Below are 19,895 nucleotides of genomic sequence, written 5' to 3'. Positions count from 1 at the left end.
ACCCAATGACTAGATCTACCACATAGGAGACGGTTTGTCCCTTACGGAGCCGAAGGAGCCTCAGCGCCGGCGCGGCAAGGCATTGGAAGAGGCACTCCTGGATGCGGCGTGGGTCGAGGTCAACGACGTGGGATACGACGCCTTCACCATCGACGCCGTTGCGGCGCGAGCGGGCACGAGCCGTGCGGTGCTCTACCGCCGCTGGCCCAACAAGCAGGAACTCATGCGTGCCGCAATCGAACACATGGTGGCCACGGACCCCGTTCCCGAACCCGACACGGGCACCCTGCGGGGCGACGTCCTCGCGATACTGCGCGGGGCCAATCAGCGGCGCGTGCACCTGGCGATTCAGTTCGTCGGTCACCTCGGCCCGTACTACCGGGCAACCGGGTCGAGCCTGGGTGACGTCGCCATGGCCACGCAGGTAGAAGGTGAATCGCTGCTGGAGCGTGCGCTCGCCAAGGCCGTCGCGCGCGGTGAGACCGGCGAAGGCCAGGTCTCACCCCGCATCGCGCGCCTGCCCGGCGACCTGTTCCGCTACGAAGTCCTGTTCACCCTGCAACCGGTGAGCGACGACACGATCGTCGAGATCGTCGACACGATCTTCCTGCCGCTCGTCATGCGTGGGGCTGGAGGCTAGGTCGTACCGTGGCCGTGTGACGGTATATGCGCTGAATCTGTTCGACGTCGCCGACCGAGACGAGTACACGGCGTACTCCAAGCGTTCGGTTGCCGAGGTCGCCCGCCACGGCGGTCGCGTGGTGGCCCTCGGCAAGTTCCGCGAGTCGATCCTCGACGACGGCGTGGCGCCCAGGCAGGTGATGATCCTGGTCGAGTGGGACGACAAGGACGCCTTCGACGGCTACCGGAACGACCCCACGCTCGCCGATCTGCACGCACACCGCGAGAACGGTTCCTCGTCCTACGTGTGGCACCTGTTCGACCGGTTGGACGATCTCCGCCCGGTACTTAAGCTCGATACATGACGGGGCTCGAAACATGACGGCGAGGCAGCGGCTGCACTGGTTCGCCCTGCACGGGGTGATCCGCGGATTGGCGTCATTCGGGGCACGTCGCGGGGAACCGCAGGGCAGGCTCATCGCCGATCCGACCGTGCGCGCCGACCCCGGCGGGTTCGCCGACGAGCTGCGCGCACGCGGCCGGCTCGTCCGCGGCCGCGCCGCCTGGCTGACGCCCGACCACGCACTGGCTCACCAGCTGCTGCGGTCCGACGACTTCGCCGTCACGGCGATCGGCAAGACCCTGCCCGGCCCACTCGGCTGGGTCGAGCAGAAGACCATGGTCAAGGGCAGGCTGCATCCGCTGCTGCCACCGTCGATGCTGTCCGTCGAGCCGCCCGAGCACACCCGCTACCGCAAGACGGTGTCGTCGGTGTTCACCACCAGAGCGGTTGCAGCACTTCGTGATCGGGTGCAGCAGGCGGCGACGGCACTGATGGACGACATCGATGCCGATGGCGGGGGCACCGTCGACATCGTCGAACGCTACTGCTCACAGCTCCCGGTGACGGTCATCGGCGACATCATCGGAGTGCCCGACCACGACCGGCCGCGCATCCTGGAGTACGGCGAACTCGCGGCTCCCAGCCTCGACATCGGGCTGTCGTGGGAGCAGTACCAGCGCGTCGAAGCGGGACTCGACGGCTTCAACACCTGGCTCACCGAGCACATCGGGCGGTTGCGCGCGAATCCCGGCGACGACCTGATGAGCCAGCTGATCGACGCCAGCGACGACGGCGCGCGGCTCGACGACGAGGAGCTGCTGGCGACGGCAGGTCTGGTGCTTGCCGCCGGATTCGAGACGACGGTCAACCTGCTGGGCAACGGCATCCGGATCCTGCTCGAGCATCCCGACCAGCTCCGGCTGCTGCTGGCCGAACCCGATCGCTGGCCGATGGCGGTCGAGGAGATCCTGCGACTCGAGTCCCCGGTACAGCTCAGCGCACGCCTGGCCAAGACGGACACCGAGGTCGCGGGCCGCACGGTGAAGGAAGGCGAACTCGTCATCCTCTACCTCGCGGGCGCGAACCGGGACCCCGAGGTGTTCAGCGATCCGCACCGCTTCGACATCACCCGCGACAACGCGGGCAAGCACCTGTCGTTCTCCGGAGGCAGGCACTTCTGCCTCGGCGCGGCGCTGGCCCGAGCCGAGGGCGAAGTGGGGCTGCGCACGTTCTTCGAGCGCTACCCCGAGGCCTCGCTGGCGGGCGCGGGCAGTCGTCGCGATACCCGCGTGCTTCGGGGTTGGGCGACGTTGCCGATCAGCCTTGGGCAGGCGCGTGCGGCGGTACGTTCCTAGGGTGGACTTTCGAGCAGCCCTGATCGAGGAGACCCAGACCTTCGGCGACGTGATGCGCAATGCTCCCGACTCCTGGGACGACGTGTCCGTGCCGACCTGCCCCGGCTGGAGTCTCACCCAGCTGTTGAAACACGTCGGCCGCGGCAACCGATGGTGCGCGCAGATCATCGACGAGCGGCGCAAGGAGCCGCTGGACCCGCGCGAGGTTCGAGACGGCAAGCCGCCCGAGGATCACGACGGCGCCATCGACTGGCTCAACGCAGGCGCCCAGAAGGTGCTCGACGCCGTCGACCACGTCGGTGGCGGTGCCAAGGTGTGGACGTTCGTCGGGTCGAAGCCGGCCGGGTGGTGGGTCCGGCGGCGGGTGCACGAGGTCACGGTGCATCGCGCCGACGCGGAACTCGCTCTGGGACAGGAGTTTCGGCTGTCGCCCGAATTGGCCGCCGACGGCGTGTCCGAGTGGATCGACTTGCTCACGTCCCGCGCCGACCGGCACGCACCGCCGCTGCGGCGGGGTACGACGCTGCACCTGCACGCCACCGACGACGGTCTCGGCCCGACCGGTGAGTGGACCATCGTGCACGACGAGGACGGCGTCAACTGGTCGCACGATCACGCCAAGGGCGAAGCCGCCGTGCGCGGCAGGGCGGTCGACCTACTGCTCGGCATCACCAGACGGCGCGACCTGACCGACGGCGGGCTCGAGGTGTTCGGGGACCAGGCCGTATGGGACGAGTGGTTGGACCGCACACCGTTCTAGGCGGCGAAGACGTCAGACGCGTTGTGGCGTCGCGAGGATCGCGGCGATGCCCGTGGTCAGCGGCACCGACAGCGCCAGCGCGATGCCACCTACCGCCGACCGCGCGATCTCGATGGCCACGCTTTCGCTGGTCAGCACGTCGCCCAGCGACCGGTTCGCCACGCTGAAGAGCAGCAGCAGCGGCAGCGCGCTACCCGCGTACGCCAGGACCAGCGTGTAGACCGTGCTGGCGATGTGATCGCGACCGACGCGCATGGCGCCGGTGAAGATCGTGCGGCGGTTGGCGCCCGTCTCGGCGAGTTCGAAGGCCGTCGACGCCTGGGTGACCGTCACGTCGTTCAGCACGCCGAGCGAGCCGATGATGAACCCGGCCAACAGCAGTCCGGTGATCGAGACGCCGCCCAGGTAGGCGGCCACCTCGTTGTTCTGGTCCTCCGAGAGCCCGGTGAGGTGTGCGAGTTCGATTGCGCCCCATGACAGGACTCCCGCGAGGAGCAGCGAGGCGAGGGTGCCGAGCAGCGCGGCGCTGGTGCGCAGGCTCACGCCGTGCGCAAGATAGATGACGGCGTACAGGATGACCGACGATGCGACCAGCGACACCGGTACCGCGGGCGCCCCGTCGCGCAACGCGGGCAGCAGGAAGATCACCAGCACGGCGAAGGCCACGACGATGCCCACCATCGCCCGCAGTCCCCGCCAGCGGGCGACGGCCACGACCACCACCGCGAACACCGCGGCCAGCGCGACGAGCGCCCACGACCGTTCGAAGTCGTAGAACGAATAGGTGGTCGCGCCGTTCTGGTCGACCTGCCTGCTGAGCCTCAGGTCGTCGCCCACAAGGAGCTGGGGCTGCCCCGGCCCGCCGCTGAACTCGAGCACGGTGTTGGCGCCCTTGTTGGGCCCGGAGTCGATCTCGACGAGCGATTGGACGCACTGCCCGCCGCCTGGTGGGGCCATCGTCGGGTCGGACGTCAGCACGGCGCCCGCCGACGGGCTACCGCAGTCCGCCATCCCACTCGAGAGCACGTGGCCCGCCTCGGTGGTGACGGCGCCGCCCGCCGCGTTCTGGAAGGGCAGGGGGATGTCGACCTTCTGCTGGCTGGGCCACAGCAGGGCCGCGCCAACGATGGTGGTCAGTCCGATCGCGATCAGCAGGCCGACGACGATCCTGGCCGCCAGGGGCCCCAGCGGAGCCGGCCCGGATGGAAGCGAGTGCGAGTGCGAATGGGCCACCCGGTCAGGGTAGAGGTGGCGGTTGGGCGCGAAGCGGCGACCGTCACCGGTCGTCGGGCCTTGGGTCGAGGTCCGAATCGCGGTGGAGGGGGTTGACCTCGGGCGGGGCGCCACCGACGGACCAGGCCAAACGTCCGTCGTCGGTCACGGTGGTGGTGGCATGGCCGCGGGTGACCAAAGCGTGGTCACGGGGGCAGGCGAAGTAAAGGCAATCGGCGTCGGTGCGACCGTCGGGGTACCAGTCCGGTGCGTGGTGGACTTCGCAGTGGTATCCGGCGGCGGTGCAGCCGGGCCGGGTGCACCCCTGATCTCGGGCGTGACAAACGATGCGCTGGTCGACGGTGGCGATGCGGGTGCTGCGCGCCAGATATAGCGGCCGGTCGGAGTGACCGTCGAACACGCAGAGGTAGTGAATGCTGTTGGCAGCCATGCGGATGAGGTCGCGCATCGGCAGCATCGAACCGCCGCCGGTGCGGGCAGGCCGTGGCATCGGGACGTCGGGGTCGGTCATGGCACGAGCTGCTTGCTCGAGGTCGGCGACCGTGGTGGTCGCGATGACGGTGACCGGGATGCCGCGGTGGGTGCCAAGTGCGCCGGATTCCAGGCCGGCGCGCAATCCCAGTTTCAGCGCGTCATGCATTCGTTGAGAGTCGGAGCGGCCGTCGGTGGCGGCGTCGACGACGGTGGCGTCGGTGCCGGGCACATGGTGGCCGGGGCGGACCGCAGCCCCCGTTGCTTCGAGCAGGGCACGGGTTTCGGGGTCGACGTTTCCGCTGAGCCTGCTCATACCGTCGGTGCCCTGTCGTCCGAGCTTCAGACTGCGGCGTCTAGCGCGGTCCTCTTCGTTGAAGATGCCGTCGGGATTGATGGTGTCGGCGATGCGCTTGCCGACCTCCGCGACGAAGGCCGAGTCTTGTTGGCGGGCGTGCTCGACGAGGGTGCTTTCGACGGCGGCCATCTTGGCCGCGGCGATCTGGGGTAGTGCGTCGATGGCGTCGCACACCTTGGCGATGTGGTCCTCGCCGACGGCGCCGGCTTCGACGGCCTCGGCCAGTGCGGGCAGCGCTGCGGGAATGGTGCCGCCCGTGAGTGACCGACGCGGGGTTATGCGGGCGGCCACCTTGAACCGGCGAGAGACTTCCTTGGGTACGAGGCGCAGTCGACGGGCGAGTGTGTCGCGGAGTCGCACGCCGGGGCTGCCGGGAAGACGGTCGTCGCCGTCGGGTGGGTCGGCCATTTCGGCGAACATGCGGTAGGACAGGCCGCGGTTGAGCCGGTTTTGGTATTCGAGGCGTTCGGTGATCTCTACGCGAAAGGCGTTGCCCACCATGTCCGTCGACGTCTCCCGCAGCCGCTCCATCGCCGCGTCGATCGCGTCGAGGTCCGCCCGAACCCGATCGCGCGCCGCGTCGGCGAACAAGAACGGGCGAGCTGCGGTCATGCCCTCACTTTACTCGAACGCACGTTCGAACATGGGGCCGATCGCGAATCCTGTGGATGAATCGGTGACTGTGGATGAATCGGCGCCATGTCGCCTGCGCAACATAGCCTTTGGGATAGGCCGCGAGATTCGTGGGCCGCTGGAAAGGAGTCGCGTGTGCGCGATCTCGACGATGAGAACACACCGCTGAGGCCGCAATTCGACCTCCTGCTCTCGGAAGGAGTCGGCCCGTTCCTCGGCTCGATGGGCTTCACCCAGCACGGGACGAAGTTCGTCAGATACCGGGGGACCATCTACGACGTAATCGGGTTCCAGAACGACTGGCACAACGACGTGTACTCGTGGCACGGGTTCTTCGTCAACGTCGGCGTTGGCTCCCGCGAGGTCGACGAGGTGTGGCCAGGCCCGTGCCCGCAGCCCCCGATCGGCTTCCTGTTCGACCGCCGCTGGGAGTCGGTGGTGCCAGACCTTCCCTATGAACCCCGATTCAACCGCAACACCGACATGAAGGAGTTCGCAGCTGCACTTCGAGAGGGCCTCGAAATGGTGGTCGCCGTCATCGAGGGTTTTGATTGCACGGCAACGCTCGTGGAGTATGCGACGACGAACAACCTCCTCATCGCCTACGAGAGGACGTGCTGTTATCTCGCTGCCATCGAGGACGTCGATGCACTGGCCGGCTACGTCGGTGTGCTCCGAGACCACTTTGGCCACCAGGAACGCTGGGCGATCTTCAATCGCGAAATCAGCCGGGTGTCTGGATCGTGCACGCGGACGTTGGTCGAAAGGGGTGTCCTGGACCCGGTGACCCGTTGACTACTGGCGGTAGGACGCCAGGAAGTTGCCGAGCCGCTCGATCGCGTTGGCGAGATCGCGTGCCCACGGCAGCGTCACGATGCGCAGGTGGTCGGGGGCGGGCCAGTTGAACCCGGTGCCCTGCACGACCAGGATCTTCTCCTGCAGCAGCAGGTCGAGGACCAGCTGCTCGTCGTCGTGGATGTCGTGCACTTCGGGGTCGAGGCGAGGGAACGCGTACAGCGCGCCCCCGGGCTTCACGCAGGACACCCCGGGGATCTCGTTGAGCTTGTTCCAGGCGACGTCGCGCTGCTCGAGCAGCCGGCCGCCGGGCAGCACCAGGTCGTCGATGCTCTGATGGCCGCCGAGCGCCACCTGAATGGCGTACTGCGCGGGCACGTTCGGGCACAGCCGCATGTTCGACAGGAGGTTGATGCCCTCGAGGAAGCTCGACGCGTGCTCCTTGGGCCCGGTGATCACCAGCCACCCGGACCGGTAGCCGGCCACCCGGTAGGCCTTCGACAGTCCGTTGAACGTCAGCGTCAGCAGGTCGGGGGCGAGCGTGGCCAGGCTGATGTGCTTGGCGTCCTCGTAGAGGATCTTGTCGTAGATCTCGTCGGCGAGCAGCAGGAGCTGGTGCTTGCGCGCGAGTTCCACCATCTGCTCGAGGACTTCGCGGCCGTACACCGCACCCGTCGGGTTGTTCGGGTTGATCACGACGAGCGCCTTGGTGCGTTCGGTGATCTTCGACTCGAGGTCGGCGATGTCGGGCTCCCAGCCCTGGGTCTCGTCGCACAGGTAGTGCACCGGGGTACCGCCGGCCAATGAGGTGGACGCCGTCCACAGCGGATAGTCGGGTGCGGGGATCAGCACCTGGTCGCCGTTGTCGAGCAGCGCCTGCAACGTCATCGTGATGAGTTCGGAGACGCCATTGCCGAGGAACACGTCGTCGATGTCGAAACGCGGGAACCCGTCGACCAATTCGTAGCGGGTGAACACCGCGCGGCGGGCGCTGACGATGCCCTTCGAGTCCGAGTAGCCCTGCGCGTTCGGCAGCGCCTGGATCATGTCGCGCATGATCACGTCCGGCGCCTCGAAGCCGAACGGCGCCGGGTTGCCGATGTTCAGCTTGAGGATCCGGTGCCCTTCGGCCTCCAGCCGCGCGGCGTGATCGTGTACCGGACCACGAATCTCGTACAGGACATCCTGCAGCTTGGACGACTGCGTGAACGTGCGCTGCCGTGGCTGGTTACCCGTGTGCCACGGAAGCTGTTGAATACCCACGTCCCTCATCGTCTCATCGCCGTCTAGTGCTTTTGGGCCGTCTAGTGCTTTTGGGCGTGCGACTACTTCTTGCCGGGGCGACGCACGCCAGGAGCCAGCCCGAGGCCCTTCACCGGGACCGACGGCGTGGCCGGTTCCGGCTGCGACTCTTCGGCTTTCGGCTCGGGTGCGGCAGGCTCGGGTGCCTCGGCAGGCGCGGGAGCCGACGCAGCGGGCGCGGCAGCCTTCTTCTGGCCCGGCTTCTTGATGCCGCCGGCCAGGCCGAGTCCGCCCTTGGCGGCTGCCGGCTTCGGCTCCGCAGGTGCCTCCGGCGCCGCCGCGGCGGGTGCCTCAGGCGCCTCGGCGGGTGCAGCGGGAGCTGTGCTGGCAGCGGGTGCCGGGGCGGCCGGGGCGGCCTTCTTTGCACCGGGCTTCTTGATCCCACCGGCCAGACCCAGTCCGCCCTTGGCGGCCGGGGGCTTCGGCTCGGCGGTCGACTCTGCCTCGGCGGGCGCCGACGCGGAAGCAGGTGCCTCCGCGGGAGCGGACGTCGCCGCTGCGGGGGCCGCCTTCTTGGCACCGGGCTTCTTGATGCCACCGGCCAGGCCGAGTCCGCCCTTGGCGGGCGCGGGAGTCTCGGCAGCCGGAGCCTCGGCGGGAGCCGATGCAGCAGCCGACGCGGGAGCCGCCTTCTTGGCACCGGGCTTCTTGATGCCACCGGCCAGGCCGAGTCCGCCCTTCGCGGGCGCGGCCGTCTCGGCAGGAGCAGCAGCGGGAGCAGACGCCTTGGCGCCGGGCTTCTTGACGCCACAGGCAAGGCCGAGGCCGCCCTTGGCGGGTGCGGCTGCGGTATCGGCCGACGTCCCCACTTCGGACTTGGACACCGGCGTGGCCTCTGCGGCAGGCACGTCACCGGGCTCGTCCTCGATCTCGGACGCCTTGATCTCGGCGGGCACGGAAGCAGCGGCCTTCGCGTTGCGCTCGTCGGCGCGCTCGGCGTACCACTTGGCCGCAGCGCCCTTCTCGGGCAGCGTGACCGTGTCCTTGTCGAGTGCGGCGAGCAGCAGCTGCGCCACGTCGAGCACCTCGACCTCTTGCTTGCCGATGGCCTCGGCGCGGTCGCCAACGCCGTCGGTCATCATGACGCGGCAGAAGGGGCAGCCCGTCGCGATCTTGGAGGCATCGGTGTTGAGGGCCTCCTCCACGCGTTCGTGGTTGACGCGCTTGCCGATGTGCTCTTCCATCCACATCCGCGCGCCGCCCGCGCCGCAGCACAGGCCGCGGTCGGCGTGGCGGGGCATCTCGGTGAGCGTGGCGCCGGAGGCGCCGATCAGCTCACGCGGAGCCTCGTACTCCTTGTTGTGGCGGCCCAGGTAGCACGGGTCGTGGTAGGTCACGTCCTGGCTGACCGGGCTGACGGGCACCAGCTTCTTGTCGCGAACCAGCCGGTTCAGCAGCTGGGTGTGGTGCAGCACGGTGTAATTGGTACCGAGCTGCTGGTACTCGCGACCGATGGTGTTGAAGCAGTGCGGGCAGGTGACGACGATCTTGCGGTCGACGGTCTCGACGCCCTCGAACAGTTCGTCGATGGTCGCGACGTTCTGCTGCGCGAGCTGCTGGAACAGGAACTCGTTGCCGGACCGGCGCGCGGAGTCGCCGTTGCAGGACTCGGCGGAGCCCAGCACCAGGAACTTCACGTCGGCGGCGGCGAGCAGCTCGGCCACGGCCTTGGTGGTCTTCTTGGCGCGGTCCTCGAAGGCGCCTGCGCAGCCGACGTAGAAGAGGTACTCGAAGCCGTCGAACGAGTCGACGTCCTCGCCGTAGACCGGGACGTCGAAGTCGACCTCGTTGATCCAGGCGGTCCGCTCGCGGGCGCTCTGGCCCCACGGGTTGCCCTTGGTCTCGAGATTCTTGAACAGGCCGCTGAGTTCGGCGGGGAACTCCGAGGCGACCATCACCTGGTAGCGACGCATGTCGACGATGTGGTCGATGTGCTCGATGTCTACGGGGCACTGCTCGACGCAGGCGCCGCAGGTGGTGCAGGACCACAGCACGTCGGGGTCGATGACGCCGCCCTCTTCGAGGGTGCCGACCAGCGGGCGGGTCGCTTGCTCTGGGCCGGAGCCCAGGATGCGTTCGAAGCCGGATTCCGGAACGTGGGCGTGCTCCGCGTGCTTTTCCTGATCGTGCTTCTTCTCGCCCTTGACGTCCTCGCCGAGCCCACCGGAGGGAGTGTTCTCCAGCGGGCTCTCCTGGTCGCCGAGGATGTACGGCGCCTTGGCGAACAGGTGGTCGCGCAGGTTCATGATGACGAGCTTGGGCGACAACGGCTTTCCGGTGTTCCACGCCGGGCACTGCGACTGGCAGCGGCCGCACTCGGTACACGTGGTGAAGTCCAGATAGGCCTTCCAGGTGAAGTCCTCTATCTTTCCTCGACCGAACTGCGCGTCCTCGTCGGGATCCTCGAAGTCGATGTACTTGCCGCCGGACTCCATCGGCAGCAGCGGGCCCAAGCCGTTGGGCAGGCGCTTGAACGTGACGTTGATCGGTGCCAGGCCGATGTGAAGGTGCTTGGAGTGCAGCACGATCAGCAGGAAGACCAGCATGACGCCGATGTGCAGCAGCAGCGCGCCGCGCTCGACGTACTCGTTGGTGTGCTCGCCGAGCGGCGACAGCAGCCAGCCCATGGCGTGGGAGAAGAAGGCGCCCTTGCCGTAGGGCAGGTTGCCGGTGGCGACGGCGGCGCCACGGAAGATCGCGTACGTCCAGACGACGTTGAAGATCATGAAGAGGATCAGCCACGCGCCGCCGGTGTGCGAACCGTAGAACCGCGAATCCCGGCCGTACTCCTTGGGTTCGGACCTCAGGCGGATGATGGCGAAGGTCGCGATGCCGAGGAAGACGGCGACGGCGAAGAAGTCCTGCAGGAAGCCGAGGATCTCCCAGTGCCCGACGATCGGGATGGCGAACTTCGGGTAGAAGAGGACGCCGTAGGCCTCGAGGTAGACGGTGGCGAGGACGAAGAAGCCCCACATCGTGAAGAAGTGGGCGATGCCGGGGATCGACCAGCGCAGCAGTCGGGTCTGTGCGAAGACCTCCTTGAACTGCGTGGTGATGCGCGTCTTCAGGTCGTCCTTGCGGCCGCCCTCGTCGAGCGTCGGCTGGCCGGACCTGATCAGCTTCGTCAGCCACAGCACGCGCTTGACGGCGAGACCCGCCACGACGAGCGTCATGATGACGCCGATGATCATCGTGACGAGGGTGAGCGTGTCCACCGATTGCCTCCCGAGATGAAGCTACCTGCCAGTAACTTATTGTGCATTACTGACGGGTAACTTAGGGCTAATGCCTGCTCATAGTTACATCCTGGGAACATTCGACGCTATGAAGGCTGACCTAACTAACTAGGTTCAGACACTGTTCGGGGCAGTGATTGCCGTCCGGTTGCTGGTAGTCGGGCCGAGCGACACGCGCCTGCCACCGGAAAAGTGGTCATCGTCACAGGTGGGAGATGAGTGAAATCAGCTGGGAGTCGCCAGGATCGCTCGCAACATCGACATCAGCTCCGACCGCGATTCGGCGCCCAACCTGCGCCGGATGCGCGCGACGTGGTGCTCGACGGTCTTCGCCGAGATCAGCAGCTGACTGCCGATGTCGCGGTAGGGCATCCCCTGCAAGACCAGTTCGGCGACCTCGCGCTCGCGATCGGACAGCCTGGTCCAGTTGGGCATCGACGAGTCCGAGGCAGGAGCGGAACCGGCTGGTGCCGTCGCCGACGCAGGGACCGGCGCGGCGGGCGGGGCCGGCTCCGCGCTCGCGGTACTGATCACCTTCAGGTCGCGCGCCAACTGGAGCATCGCCGCCGAGATCCGGCCGTCGGGCGTCTGCAGCGCGGCCTGGCTGGCAAGGCGGGTGGCGTCCCACCCCAGTCCGAACTGAGCCAGTGACCTCGCCGCCGCGGTGACCTCGTCGACCTCCACGTGGTTGGCCAGCACCCGCAGCCAGGTGCGGCCTGCGTGGGCGAGCGACCGGGCGAACGTGCTGTGCGCGGCCGCGGCGGTCAGCGCCTGTCCGTGCGGGGCAACGGCGTCCGGCGAGTTCGCGAGGATGCCCGCGTGCACGCCTGCCCAGTGCAGGGGGAGCGACCATGCGGTCGGGTTGCCGAGCCGGCCGAGCAGGTCGAAGGCCTCGTCGACGGTGTGGGTGAGCCGCTCGACCTGGTGCAGTCGCGCCGCGGCGATCCACAGTTCGCTCAGCGGTAGCAGGGAGTACAGGTCCATCGAGTACTCGGTGAGCACCTCCATGGCGGCGTACCAGTGCTTCTGGACGGCACCGCTGTCACCGTTGCGGCGCGCGATCGCGGTCTGCAGCGCCGACGCCCACAGCGCGTCGCGGCGATGCAGCGGCGCATTGGTGGCAGTCACGGCGGCCACGTCGGCGCCCGCGGCGGCCAGCTGACCGTCGAGCATCCGGATCCAGCCCAGCAGCAGCCGGTGCCGGTGGGCGAAGAACGCGGTCGCCTCGTCCCCGGGGACGGCCAGTGCCCGTCCGACGACGCTGCGGGCGCGCACCGGGTCGCCGGCGTGCAGTGCGGTCAGCGCGACCACGGCCGTCGCGCTGTCCGGAGTCACGCTCGGCGCCGACGGCCTGGCCGAAATCGCCTGTGAGAGGCGGGCCATCGCGGCCGGGTAGGGCGAGTCGAGCGACGCGATCAACCCCTCGGCCAGGTGGCGGGCCGCGCGCGCATCGGAGGTGGGTGGTCCCTGCGCTTCGGCTGCCAGCGCCGCGCGGGCGGCCTGCGGATCGCCGACACCGATGGCCACGACGGCGTTCGCCGAGGCGATCACGGCGTCGGGGTGCGGGCCCAGCCACGCGAACAACTCGGCGGCCTGCGCGGCGCTGCCGTCGTGCACCGCCACGCTGGCCGCAATGCGCACCGCGGCGGCCTTCTCGCCCGCCACATCGGATGTCAGCAGTTCGTCGGCGATCCGGCCCGCCGTGGCGCAGTCGCCGCTGGCCGCCAGTGCATCGGCCAACCGGGAGTCGCGCGCGCCGGGGTCGACCTCGGCGGCCGCCCGGTACAGCCGCGCGGTGCGTGCCGGGTGGGCGCGGTTGCGATCGGCCAGTGCGGTCAGCGCGTCGGCCAGCAGTGGATCGCGCAGGCCGTGATCGGCCATCCGGAGCGCGAGGTCGACGGTCAGTGTCGACGAGTCGAGTTGCGTCCGAAGCAATCTCGTCTCGATCTCGTGGTGCCGGGTGGCGCCGACGATCTGGGCGAGGCACCGGTGCAGGGTGCGCAGGAAGGTCGGGTTGTGCGACGGTGCGATCAGGCCGGTGGCACGCGCCCGGTCGACCAGTCGGTGCACCGGCGCGCTCTCGAGGTCGAGGGCGCCTGCCACGTCGTCCGGGCCCAGTTCCGGGGTCAGCGAGCAGATCAGCAGCGTGTCCACGACCGCCTCGTCGGCGCGGCGCAGCCGCTCGATCAGGGCCGCCCGCGTGGCCTGGGAGATCGCGGCTCCCGGTGACTCGGCCTCCGGTGCCGCGGCAGCGGTGACGGCTGCTCGCACCAGGAACGGCACGCCCGCGGTCGCCGTCGCCACCGACCGCACCATCTCCAGCGGCGGTGCCGAGCCGATGACTTCACTTGCCAGACGGGCGATCTCGGGTGGGGTCAGCGGAGACAGGGTCACCACCGGCGACTGCCTCGCCGCGGCGGCCGACAGCGCCGTGAGGCCGGGGTGCTGGGACTGCGGTTCGGCGGCGACGATGACGGTCGTGGCAGGGTCGGCCATCAGGTCGGCCAGGTGCTGCAGTTCGGCGTCGTCGAGTAGGTGCGCGTCGTCGACGACGACGGCGGCTCCCGGCGGGTCGCCGTCGCGTGGCGCGCGGGCGACGACGGCGATGCCCGCTGCACGCAGGGCGGCCCGAACACCGTTGAGCACCAACGACTTACCCGACCCGATCCCACCCGACACCAACGCCTTCGTGGGCTCGGTGGGTGACGCCGTCAGCGTCGCGACGACGTCCTGTGCGGTCATGGGAGCAGCGGCAGCACGGGGACTTCGGCGACCGGCGGCGGCGCAGGTGCCACCTCCGGAACGGGCTCGACGACCGGGACGGTCGGCTGCGCGTCGGGGGTGTCCGGGACGACGGGGACCGTCGTGGTGGGCGGTGGCGCGACCGTGGTCGTGGGCGGCGGGACGGTAGTGGTCGGCGGCGGTGTGGTCGTCGTCGGAACCGTGGTGGTCGTGGTGGTGGTCGGCGTCGTGGTCGTCGTGGTGGTGGTGGTCGTCGTCGTGGTGGTCGTGGTGGTGGTCGGCGACGTCGTGGTGGTCGTTGTGGTCGGCGCCGACGTCGGATTCGTGGTCGCAGGACCGGTCGGGGGCGGCGTCGTCAACGGACGGTTGCGGTAGGTCTCGGCCTCCGAGGACGGCACGACGGTGGTGGTCACCAGGCCGTCGTCACCGGTGCTCGTGATCGTGACGTTCTCGGTCACCGGCGTCGAGTCGGTCGACGTGCTGGTCAGCGTGACGGCCAAGCCTCCAACGGCCAGCAGCGCGGCTGCCGCGGCAGCCCCGAACAGCAGCGGGGGCCGCTTGTACCAGGGCAGCGGTCCCGGTTCGTCGTCGTCGTAGGGCTCGTCGCGTGCCGCGAAGTCGACCGGCGGTCGGGCGTCGGTCGCGCTGCCGTAGTCGTACTCGCCACCGGCGTAGGGCAGCGGGTCGTCGGCTTCGACGCCCTGGGACCAGGCCAGCGAGTCGGCGGCCGACGTGTCGGCGGCGCTCGGCGCGGCCTGGGTCGGGAAGGCGGCACCCGCAGCGGCGCCGGCCGCCACACCCGCCGCCCCGGCACCCGCAACCCAGCCCATGGTCGGTGCGAGACCGGTCGCGTCGTCGGCCACGGGCGCCAGCCCGGTAGCGTCGTCGCCCAGCCCGCCAGCAGACAGCACGGCCGCGCCTGCGGCGCCGACCACCTGCGGCTGCGGCGTGGTCACGACGGGCGCGCGCAGCCGTTCCGACAGCCGCTGGGTCACCAGCGGGATCGAGGCGCCGCCGCCGACGGTGGCGACCGCCGTGATGGCCGCCATCGGAATCCTGAACTGCTGCAACGACTGTTCGATCGCACCCATCAAACCGTCGAGTGGTTGGTCGATGAGCCGTTCGAGTTCTGGCCGGGTGACCCGTACGTCGGAGGAGAAGCCGGGCAAGGCGACCGGGATGACGGCCGCCGTGTCGGCGGACAACCTCTCCTTGGCCTGCCTGCAGTCGTCGCGCAGCTTGGTCAGGGAGCCGACCGCCGCGGTTCCCGCGGGATCCGGATTGCTCGCGTCGGCGACACCGGAGATCACGTGGTTGAGCAGTGACTGGTCGACCAGATCGCCGGAGAAGTCGGGGTAGCGGATGGTGTCGCCGATGACGGCCATGTCGGCGCGCGCATCGGCCAACGTCACGCTCGTGCCGTTCGCGCCGAAGTCGCACAGCACGACGACGCCGTCGGTCGGCAGGCCTGGCGCGACGCGGAGCGCGGACAGCGCTGCCGCCGAGTCGGGGACGAGCGTGGGCGGCATCCCGCCGGGGGAGAGGTTCGGCTTGCTGCGCAACGCGTTTCGCAAGGCGCCGACGACGCCCGCGCTCCAGTGCGCGGGGACCGCGATCGTGACGGGCGCGCCGCCGCCGACGGCACGGGCCATCGCGTCCAACGCCTCGACGAGCACGACCTCGCCGCGGTGCGACGAGCCGTCGGAGGCGACCATCGGCACCGGGTCGCCGACCCGCTCGACGAAGCCGGTGAGGACGAGGTCGGGCTGAGTCGGACCGAACTGGTCGCCGACCTCGGGTGCGCGATCGTTGAACAGAGCCAGCGCAGCGCGCCGCACCACGGGGGGACGCCCGATGGCGGCCGCGACCAGGTTCGTGGTCCCGACGGACAGTCCGAGTGAGTCGCTCATGTAGGAAGACCTCTGAGTCAGATCGAGGGAGCAGTGTCGACGGTTCCTCGCGCAGCGCTCTTGGGACGCAGGGCAGCGCAGAAGACCAGCACTCACCATAGCGGCCGGTATGGGGCTGTGTGGGCGATCCCCCTAAGGGTTCGAGAACCCCTAACGCCGAACCCCCTAACGGCGTCCGCCCGGGGTTGGGTTCGACACCGATTCGGCGAGGCTGCCTGCGCCGATAGCATTTCGGGCAAGGCAGTGCGTGATCTGCCAGCTCACCGAATACGAGAGAGGGGGACCCGTGGCGAACTCGCTACTCGACTTCGTGATGTCGGTGGTGCGCGACCCCGACGTCGCGGCCCAGTATGCCGCCGACCCGGCCCAGGCCATCTCCGCGGCGAATCTGACCGACGTCACGAGTGCGGACGTCAACAGCTTGATCCCGGTGGTCACCGAGTCGCTGTCTGCGGCGCCGGTGTCCGGATTCGACGCCATCGGCGACGCGGGGAACGTGTGGTCGAGTGGCGCGGCCACCGCTGCATTCGACGCGTTCGACGATCACCTGCCGCTGCAGGGCATCGACGACTCGCCCGTGGTGCACGACCTGATCGCCCAGCCCGATGGCGCCGCACCCGGCGTGTTGGACGCGGCGTGGGACGACTGGGACGGCGGGCTGAACACCGTGGCCACGGCCAACGACCCGGGCCTGGCCTTCGATGCGCCGGTGATCGACGACGGCACGGTGGCCGAGGGCCTCGACGCCCTCGACGACTGGACGCAGCCGGCAGGCGCCGACGGCACCGTCGACACCCCCAATGCCGACCCCCAAGGGTTCGACGCGTTCAACTGAATTCACCCCTGCACACCACGACAGCGCGGCCGGAAACGGCCGCGCTGTCGTCGTATTCGGGCAGGTCATAAGGTCAATCGGGCCACCCCCCACTGATCCCCTAATCCCCTAACGTAAACCCTAGGGGCATCCCACCATGGCAGGGTGAGAGCAGGGGTTTCGGCCCCGTTCCCGGTGGCCTCGCGGGTCCATAGATTCGTAGTCAGTTCGCCGGACAGCCGGCGACAGGCTCCTCGTCCAAGTCCGAGAACCACAACCGAAAGGCAGTCCGATGACCACTCTGATCGACTACATCCTCGACCTCTTCCGTAGCCCCGACGTCGCCGCTTCCTTCGTGACGGACCCCGATGGCGCCCTGCGTGACGCCGGCTTCCCCAGCGTCAGCCCGGCCCAGCTCCAGGCCGTCGCCGCCAGCGCCGCCCCCGCCGGACTGGCCCTCGGCGGCGGTGGCGACCCGATCGTCGGTCTGCAGCGGGCGGTGTCCGATCACCACAACTTCGCCTCGCCGTTCTCCCCGCAGACGACGTTCGCGCCGCAGACCGCCACGGAGTTCGCCAGCCGGAACAACACCGACCTGGCCAGCAACAACGATCTGTTCAGCCCGGACCAGAGCGCCGGCGCCAACGCCCAGAACGGTGCCTTCAACCTGGGCTTCGGTGACATCACCTTCGGCGACAAGACCAGCAACACCGCCACCAACGGCGGCGTGGTCGTCGGCGGCGACAACGATGGCGACGTCGTGACCGGTGACGGCGCGGTCCTCGGCAACAACAACGACGTCAACAACGGTGACGTCATCGCCGGAACCGGCTCCAACGTCAACATCGGCGACGGCGACATCGAGGACAACGGCACCACCGCCACCGGCGGCAGCACCGTCATCCAAGACAACGAAGGCCCCGTGCTCAACGACGTCGACGCCAGCGGTGGCAACGGCGGAGGTGCCAGCGGTGGCGGCAGCCTGATCGGCATCGGCGGCGGCGACGCCTCCGGCGGCAACGCGGGTGGCGGCGGCATCGTGATCGTCGACAACGACACCAGCACCGTCGGCGGCGACCAGACCAACATCGGTGGCGACTCGGGTAGCGACAACACCGTCGACAACTCGGTCAACTCCCAGGTCCAGTCGTCGGTCGAGACCGAGGCGAACACGTCGGTCGAGGACAACTCCTCGAGCTTCGAGTCCAACATCGGGTCGAACAACGACACCGCGATCGCCTCGAACAACGAGACCGAGATCGAGACCGACATCGCCTCGAACAACGACGTCGACACCGATCTGGCGTCGAACAACAACACCACCACCGGTTTCGACGCATTCTGATCGAGACCGACGCATGATCCACGACTGGCGGGAACCACGAGGTTCCCGCCAGTTCGTGCGTTTACCGTTGGCCTGACGCAGGCAGGGGAAGAGACACCATGACGCAAGCGAACCCACCGGCAAGACCGGTCAAGGTCATCGTCGAGCTGATCGACCACAGCACCAAGATCGCCGCTGCCTACGACCGTGGCGATCTCGTCGAGCGCCTCGGCCGTGCGAAGGTTCGGATCTCCGACCCGCAGATCCGGGTGGTGATCGCCGGTCAGCTCAAGCAGGGCAAGAGCCAGCTGCTCAACTCGCTGCTGAACGTGCCCGTCGCCCGCGTCGGCGACGACGAGACCACCGTCCTGGCGACCGTCGTGTCGTTCGGTGAGCAGGCGACCGCGCAGATCGTCGTCTCCAACGGCGACGGCGAAGAGCCCGAGGTGATCCCGATCCCGCCGTCCCGGGTCCAGACGGACCTGCGCCGGGCACCGGAAGCCGGCGGCAGGGAGGTGCTGCGCGTCGAGGTCACCGCCCCCAGCCCACTGCTGAAGAACGGGCTGGCCTTCGTCGACACCCCGGGCGTCGGCGGTCACGGCCAGCCGCACCTGGCGTCGACGCTGGGTCTGCTGCCCGACGCCGACGCGCTCCTGATGGTCAGCGACACCAGCCAGGAGTTCATCGAGCCCGAGATGACCTTCATCCGGCAGGCGCTCGAGATCTGTCCGTTGGCAACGATTCTCGCGACCAAGACCGATCTCTACCCGCACTGGCGCGAGATCGTCGACGCCAACGTCGCACACCTGCGCCGCGCCGGCATCGACACCCCGATCGTGCCGGTCTCCGCGGTGCTGCGCAGTCATGCCATCTCGCTGAACGACAAGGAGCTCAACGAGGAGTCGAACTTCCCGGCCATCGTGAAGTTCCTCAGCGAGAAGGTGCTGTCGCGGGAGAACGACCGCGTCCGCGACCAGGTGCTGACCGAAGTGCGTTCGGCCGCCGAGCATCTGACGCTCGCCGTCAGCTCCGAGCTGGCGTCGATCAACGATCCCTCCGAGCGGGAGCGGCTCACCGCGGACCTCGAGCAGCGCAAGCGCGACGCCCAGGAGGCGATGGCGCACACCGCGCTGTGGCAGCAGGTGCTCAACGACGGCATCTCCGACCTGACCGCCGACGTCGAACACGATCTGCGCGGCCGGTTCCGGGCGATCACCCAGTACACCGAGAAGGTCATCGACGACTGCGATCCGACGCAGCACTGGGCCGAGATCGGGTCCGAACTCGAGAACGCCGTCGCCACGGCCGTCGGTGACAACTTCGTCTGGGCGTACCAACGCGCCGAGGTGCTCGCCGACGAAGTGGCCCGGGTCTTCATGCAGGCAGGCATCGACGCCATCGACATGCCGCGCATCGACGCCCGCGAGATGGGCGAGGGCTTCGGGGAGCTGAAGTCGGTCTCGCGGCTCGAAGCCAAGCCCGTACGTGCCGGCGACCGGGTGGTCTCGGGCATGCGTGGATCGTTCGGCGGCGTGATGATGTTCGGCATGCTGACGACGTTCGCCGGTCTCGGCATGTTCAACCCGCTGTCGATCGGAGCCGGCGCCCTGCTGGGCCGCAAGGCCTACAAGGACGACATGGACAACCGCATGCTGCGGGTGCGCAGCGAGGCCAAGAACAACATGCGCCGCTTCGTCGACGACGTGTCCTTCGTCGTCACCAAGGAATCCCGCGACCGGCTCAAGGGAATCCAGCGCCAGCTGCGCGACCACTACCGCGAGATCGCGAACCAGGCCAACCGCTCGCTGAGCGAATCGCTGCAGGCCACCCTCGCCGCGGCGAAGCTCGAGGAGAACGAGCGCGGCGCACGCGTGCGCGAACTCGAACGTCAGCTCAACATCCTGCGTCAGGTCACCGAACACGCGGAGAAGTTGTCGACCCGGGCGACCGGGCCGAGTCCCGCACCCGTCGGCACCTAGGCTGGTGAACCGGCAACGT

The 19,895-nt window shown here is 68.8% G+C and carries 14 protein-coding genes; 8 read left to right on the top strand and 6 right to left on the bottom strand.

Features of this window, described 5'->3' with window-relative positions:
- Positions 1–34 precede the first annotated feature (34 nt).
- Genes LOK44_RS13440 through LOK44_RS13425 form a run of 4 tightly spaced genes read left to right on the top strand, consistent with a single transcriptional unit; the run spans position 35 to position 3,079 of the window.
- A complete protein-coding gene (locus tag LOK44_RS13440; protein ID WP_237570508.1) occupies positions 35–640 on the top strand; it encodes a TetR/AcrR family transcriptional regulator in 606 nt (201 codons plus the stop codon).
- Between the two features lie 16 nt (positions 641–656).
- On the top strand, positions 657–986 hold the full coding sequence (locus LOK44_RS13435) for a DUF1330 domain-containing protein (protein ID WP_237570506.1): 330 nt from the start codon (positions 657–659) through the stop codon (positions 984–986).
- Positions 987–999: 13 nt separating this feature from the next.
- Complete coding sequence (locus LOK44_RS13430; protein ID WP_237570505.1) at positions 1,000–2,319, top strand: cytochrome P450; 1,320 nt, start codon at positions 1,000–1,002, stop codon at positions 2,317–2,319.
- Position 2,320: 1 nt separating this feature from the next.
- On the top strand, positions 2,321–3,079 hold the full coding sequence (locus LOK44_RS13425) for a maleylpyruvate isomerase family mycothiol-dependent enzyme (protein ID WP_237570504.1): 759 nt from the start codon (positions 2,321–2,323) through the stop codon (positions 3,077–3,079).
- 12 nt (positions 3,080–3,091) lie between these two features.
- Here LOK44_RS13425 and LOK44_RS13420 read toward each other — a convergent pair whose 3' ends face one another.
- Both LOK44_RS13420 and LOK44_RS13415 read right to left on the bottom strand, forming a co-directional pair.
- A complete protein-coding gene (locus LOK44_RS13420) occupies positions 3,092–4,312 on the bottom strand; it encodes a YibE/F family protein (RefSeq protein ID WP_237570502.1) in 1,221 nt (406 codons plus the stop codon).
- A gap of 43 nt (positions 4,313–4,355) precedes the next feature.
- Positions 4,356–5,753, bottom strand: coding sequence for an HNH endonuclease signature motif containing protein (locus LOK44_RS13415; protein WP_237570500.1), 1,398 nt, complete (start codon positions 5,751–5,753; stop codon positions 4,356–4,358).
- 156 nt (positions 5,754–5,909) lie between these two features.
- On the opposite strand from LOK44_RS13415, the gene LOK44_RS13410 reads away from it, so the two are divergent.
- Entirely contained in the window at positions 5,910–6,569 is a 660-nt protein-coding gene (locus LOK44_RS13410) for a DUF4304 domain-containing protein (RefSeq protein ID WP_237570499.1), read from the top strand.
- Here the strand turns inward: LOK44_RS13410 and LOK44_RS13405 are convergent, their stop codons facing one another.
- The 4 genes from LOK44_RS13405 to LOK44_RS13390 form a co-directional block, all read right to left on the bottom strand.
- A complete protein-coding gene (locus LOK44_RS13405) occupies positions 6,570–7,841 on the bottom strand; it encodes a pyridoxal phosphate-dependent aminotransferase (RefSeq protein ID WP_237570497.1) in 1,272 nt (423 codons plus the stop codon). It abuts the gene before it with no gap.
- Positions 7,842–7,894: 53 nt separating this feature from the next.
- Positions 7,895–11,086, bottom strand: a complete 3,192-nt coding sequence (locus tag LOK44_RS13400) for a (Fe-S)-binding protein (RefSeq protein ID WP_237570495.1) — start codon at positions 11,084–11,086, stop codon at positions 7,895–7,897.
- A gap of 246 nt (positions 11,087–11,332) precedes the next feature.
- Positions 11,333–13,849 (bottom strand): isoniazid response ATPase/transcriptional regulator IniR, encoded by a 2,517-nt coding sequence (gene iniR / locus LOK44_RS13395; protein ID WP_237570493.1) that lies wholly within the window; start codon positions 13,847–13,849, stop codon positions 11,333–11,335.
- Positions 13,846–15,759, bottom strand: coding sequence for an Hsp70 family protein (locus tag LOK44_RS13390; protein WP_237570491.1), 1,914 nt, complete (start codon positions 15,757–15,759; stop codon positions 13,846–13,848). The genes iniR and LOK44_RS13390 overlap by 4 nt, the downstream gene beginning before the upstream one ends.
- Positions 15,760–16,045: 286 nt before the next feature.
- Here LOK44_RS13390 and LOK44_RS13385 point away from each other — a divergent pair, with 286 nt between their 5' ends.
- From LOK44_RS13385 to LOK44_RS13375, 3 genes are all read left to right on the top strand, one after another.
- Positions 16,046–16,594: an Rv0340 family IniB-related protein gene (locus LOK44_RS13385; protein WP_237570489.1), complete on the top strand. Its 549-nt coding sequence runs from the start codon at positions 16,046–16,048 to the stop codon at positions 16,592–16,594.
- Between the two features lie 271 nt (positions 16,595–16,865).
- Positions 16,866–17,918: an IniB N-terminal domain-containing protein gene (locus tag LOK44_RS13380; RefSeq protein WP_237570487.1), complete on the top strand. Its 1,053-nt coding sequence runs from the start codon at positions 16,866–16,868 to the stop codon at positions 17,916–17,918.
- A gap of 98 nt (positions 17,919–18,016) precedes the next feature.
- Positions 18,017–19,876 carry a dynamin family protein gene (locus tag LOK44_RS13375; protein WP_237570485.1) on the top strand — a complete coding sequence of 620 codons (1,860 nt, stop codon included), beginning with the start codon at positions 18,017–18,019 and terminating at the stop codon, positions 19,874–19,876.
- Positions 19,877–19,895 lie beyond the last annotated feature (19 nt).

Source organism: Mycolicibacterium lacusdiani (genome assembly GCF_021916785.1).
Classification (GTDB): Bacteria; Actinomycetota; Actinomycetes; order Mycobacteriales; family Mycobacteriaceae; genus Mycobacterium; species Mycobacterium lacusdiani.
This window is presented reverse-complemented; position numbering and strand designations above follow the sequence as displayed.

Excerpts from the sequence above, each read along its gene's own strand:
- LOK44_RS13375 (WP_237570485.1), top strand. The coding sequence starts at position 18,017 with ATGACGCAAGCGAACCCACCGGCAAGACCGGTCAAGGTCATCGTCGAG.
- iniR (WP_237570493.1), bottom strand. The coding sequence starts at position 13,849 with ATGACCGCACAGGACGTCGTCGCGACGCTGACGGCGTCACCCACCGAG.
- LOK44_RS13390 (WP_237570491.1), bottom strand. The coding sequence starts at position 15,759 with ATGAGCGACTCACTCGGACTGTCCGTCGGGACCACGAACCTGGTCGCG.
- LOK44_RS13405 (WP_237570497.1), bottom strand. The coding sequence starts at position 7,841 with ATGAGGGACGTGGGTATTCAACAGCTTCCGTGGCACACGGGTAACCAG.
- LOK44_RS13380 (WP_237570487.1), top strand. The coding sequence starts at position 16,866 with ATGACCACTCTGATCGACTACATCCTCGACCTCTTCCGTAGCCCCGAC.
- LOK44_RS13415 (WP_237570500.1), bottom strand. The coding sequence starts at position 5,753 with ATGACCGCAGCTCGCCCGTTCTTGTTCGCCGACGCGGCGCGCGATCGG.
- LOK44_RS13430 (WP_237570505.1), top strand. The coding sequence starts at position 1,000 with ATGACGGCGAGGCAGCGGCTGCACTGGTTCGCCCTGCACGGGGTGATC.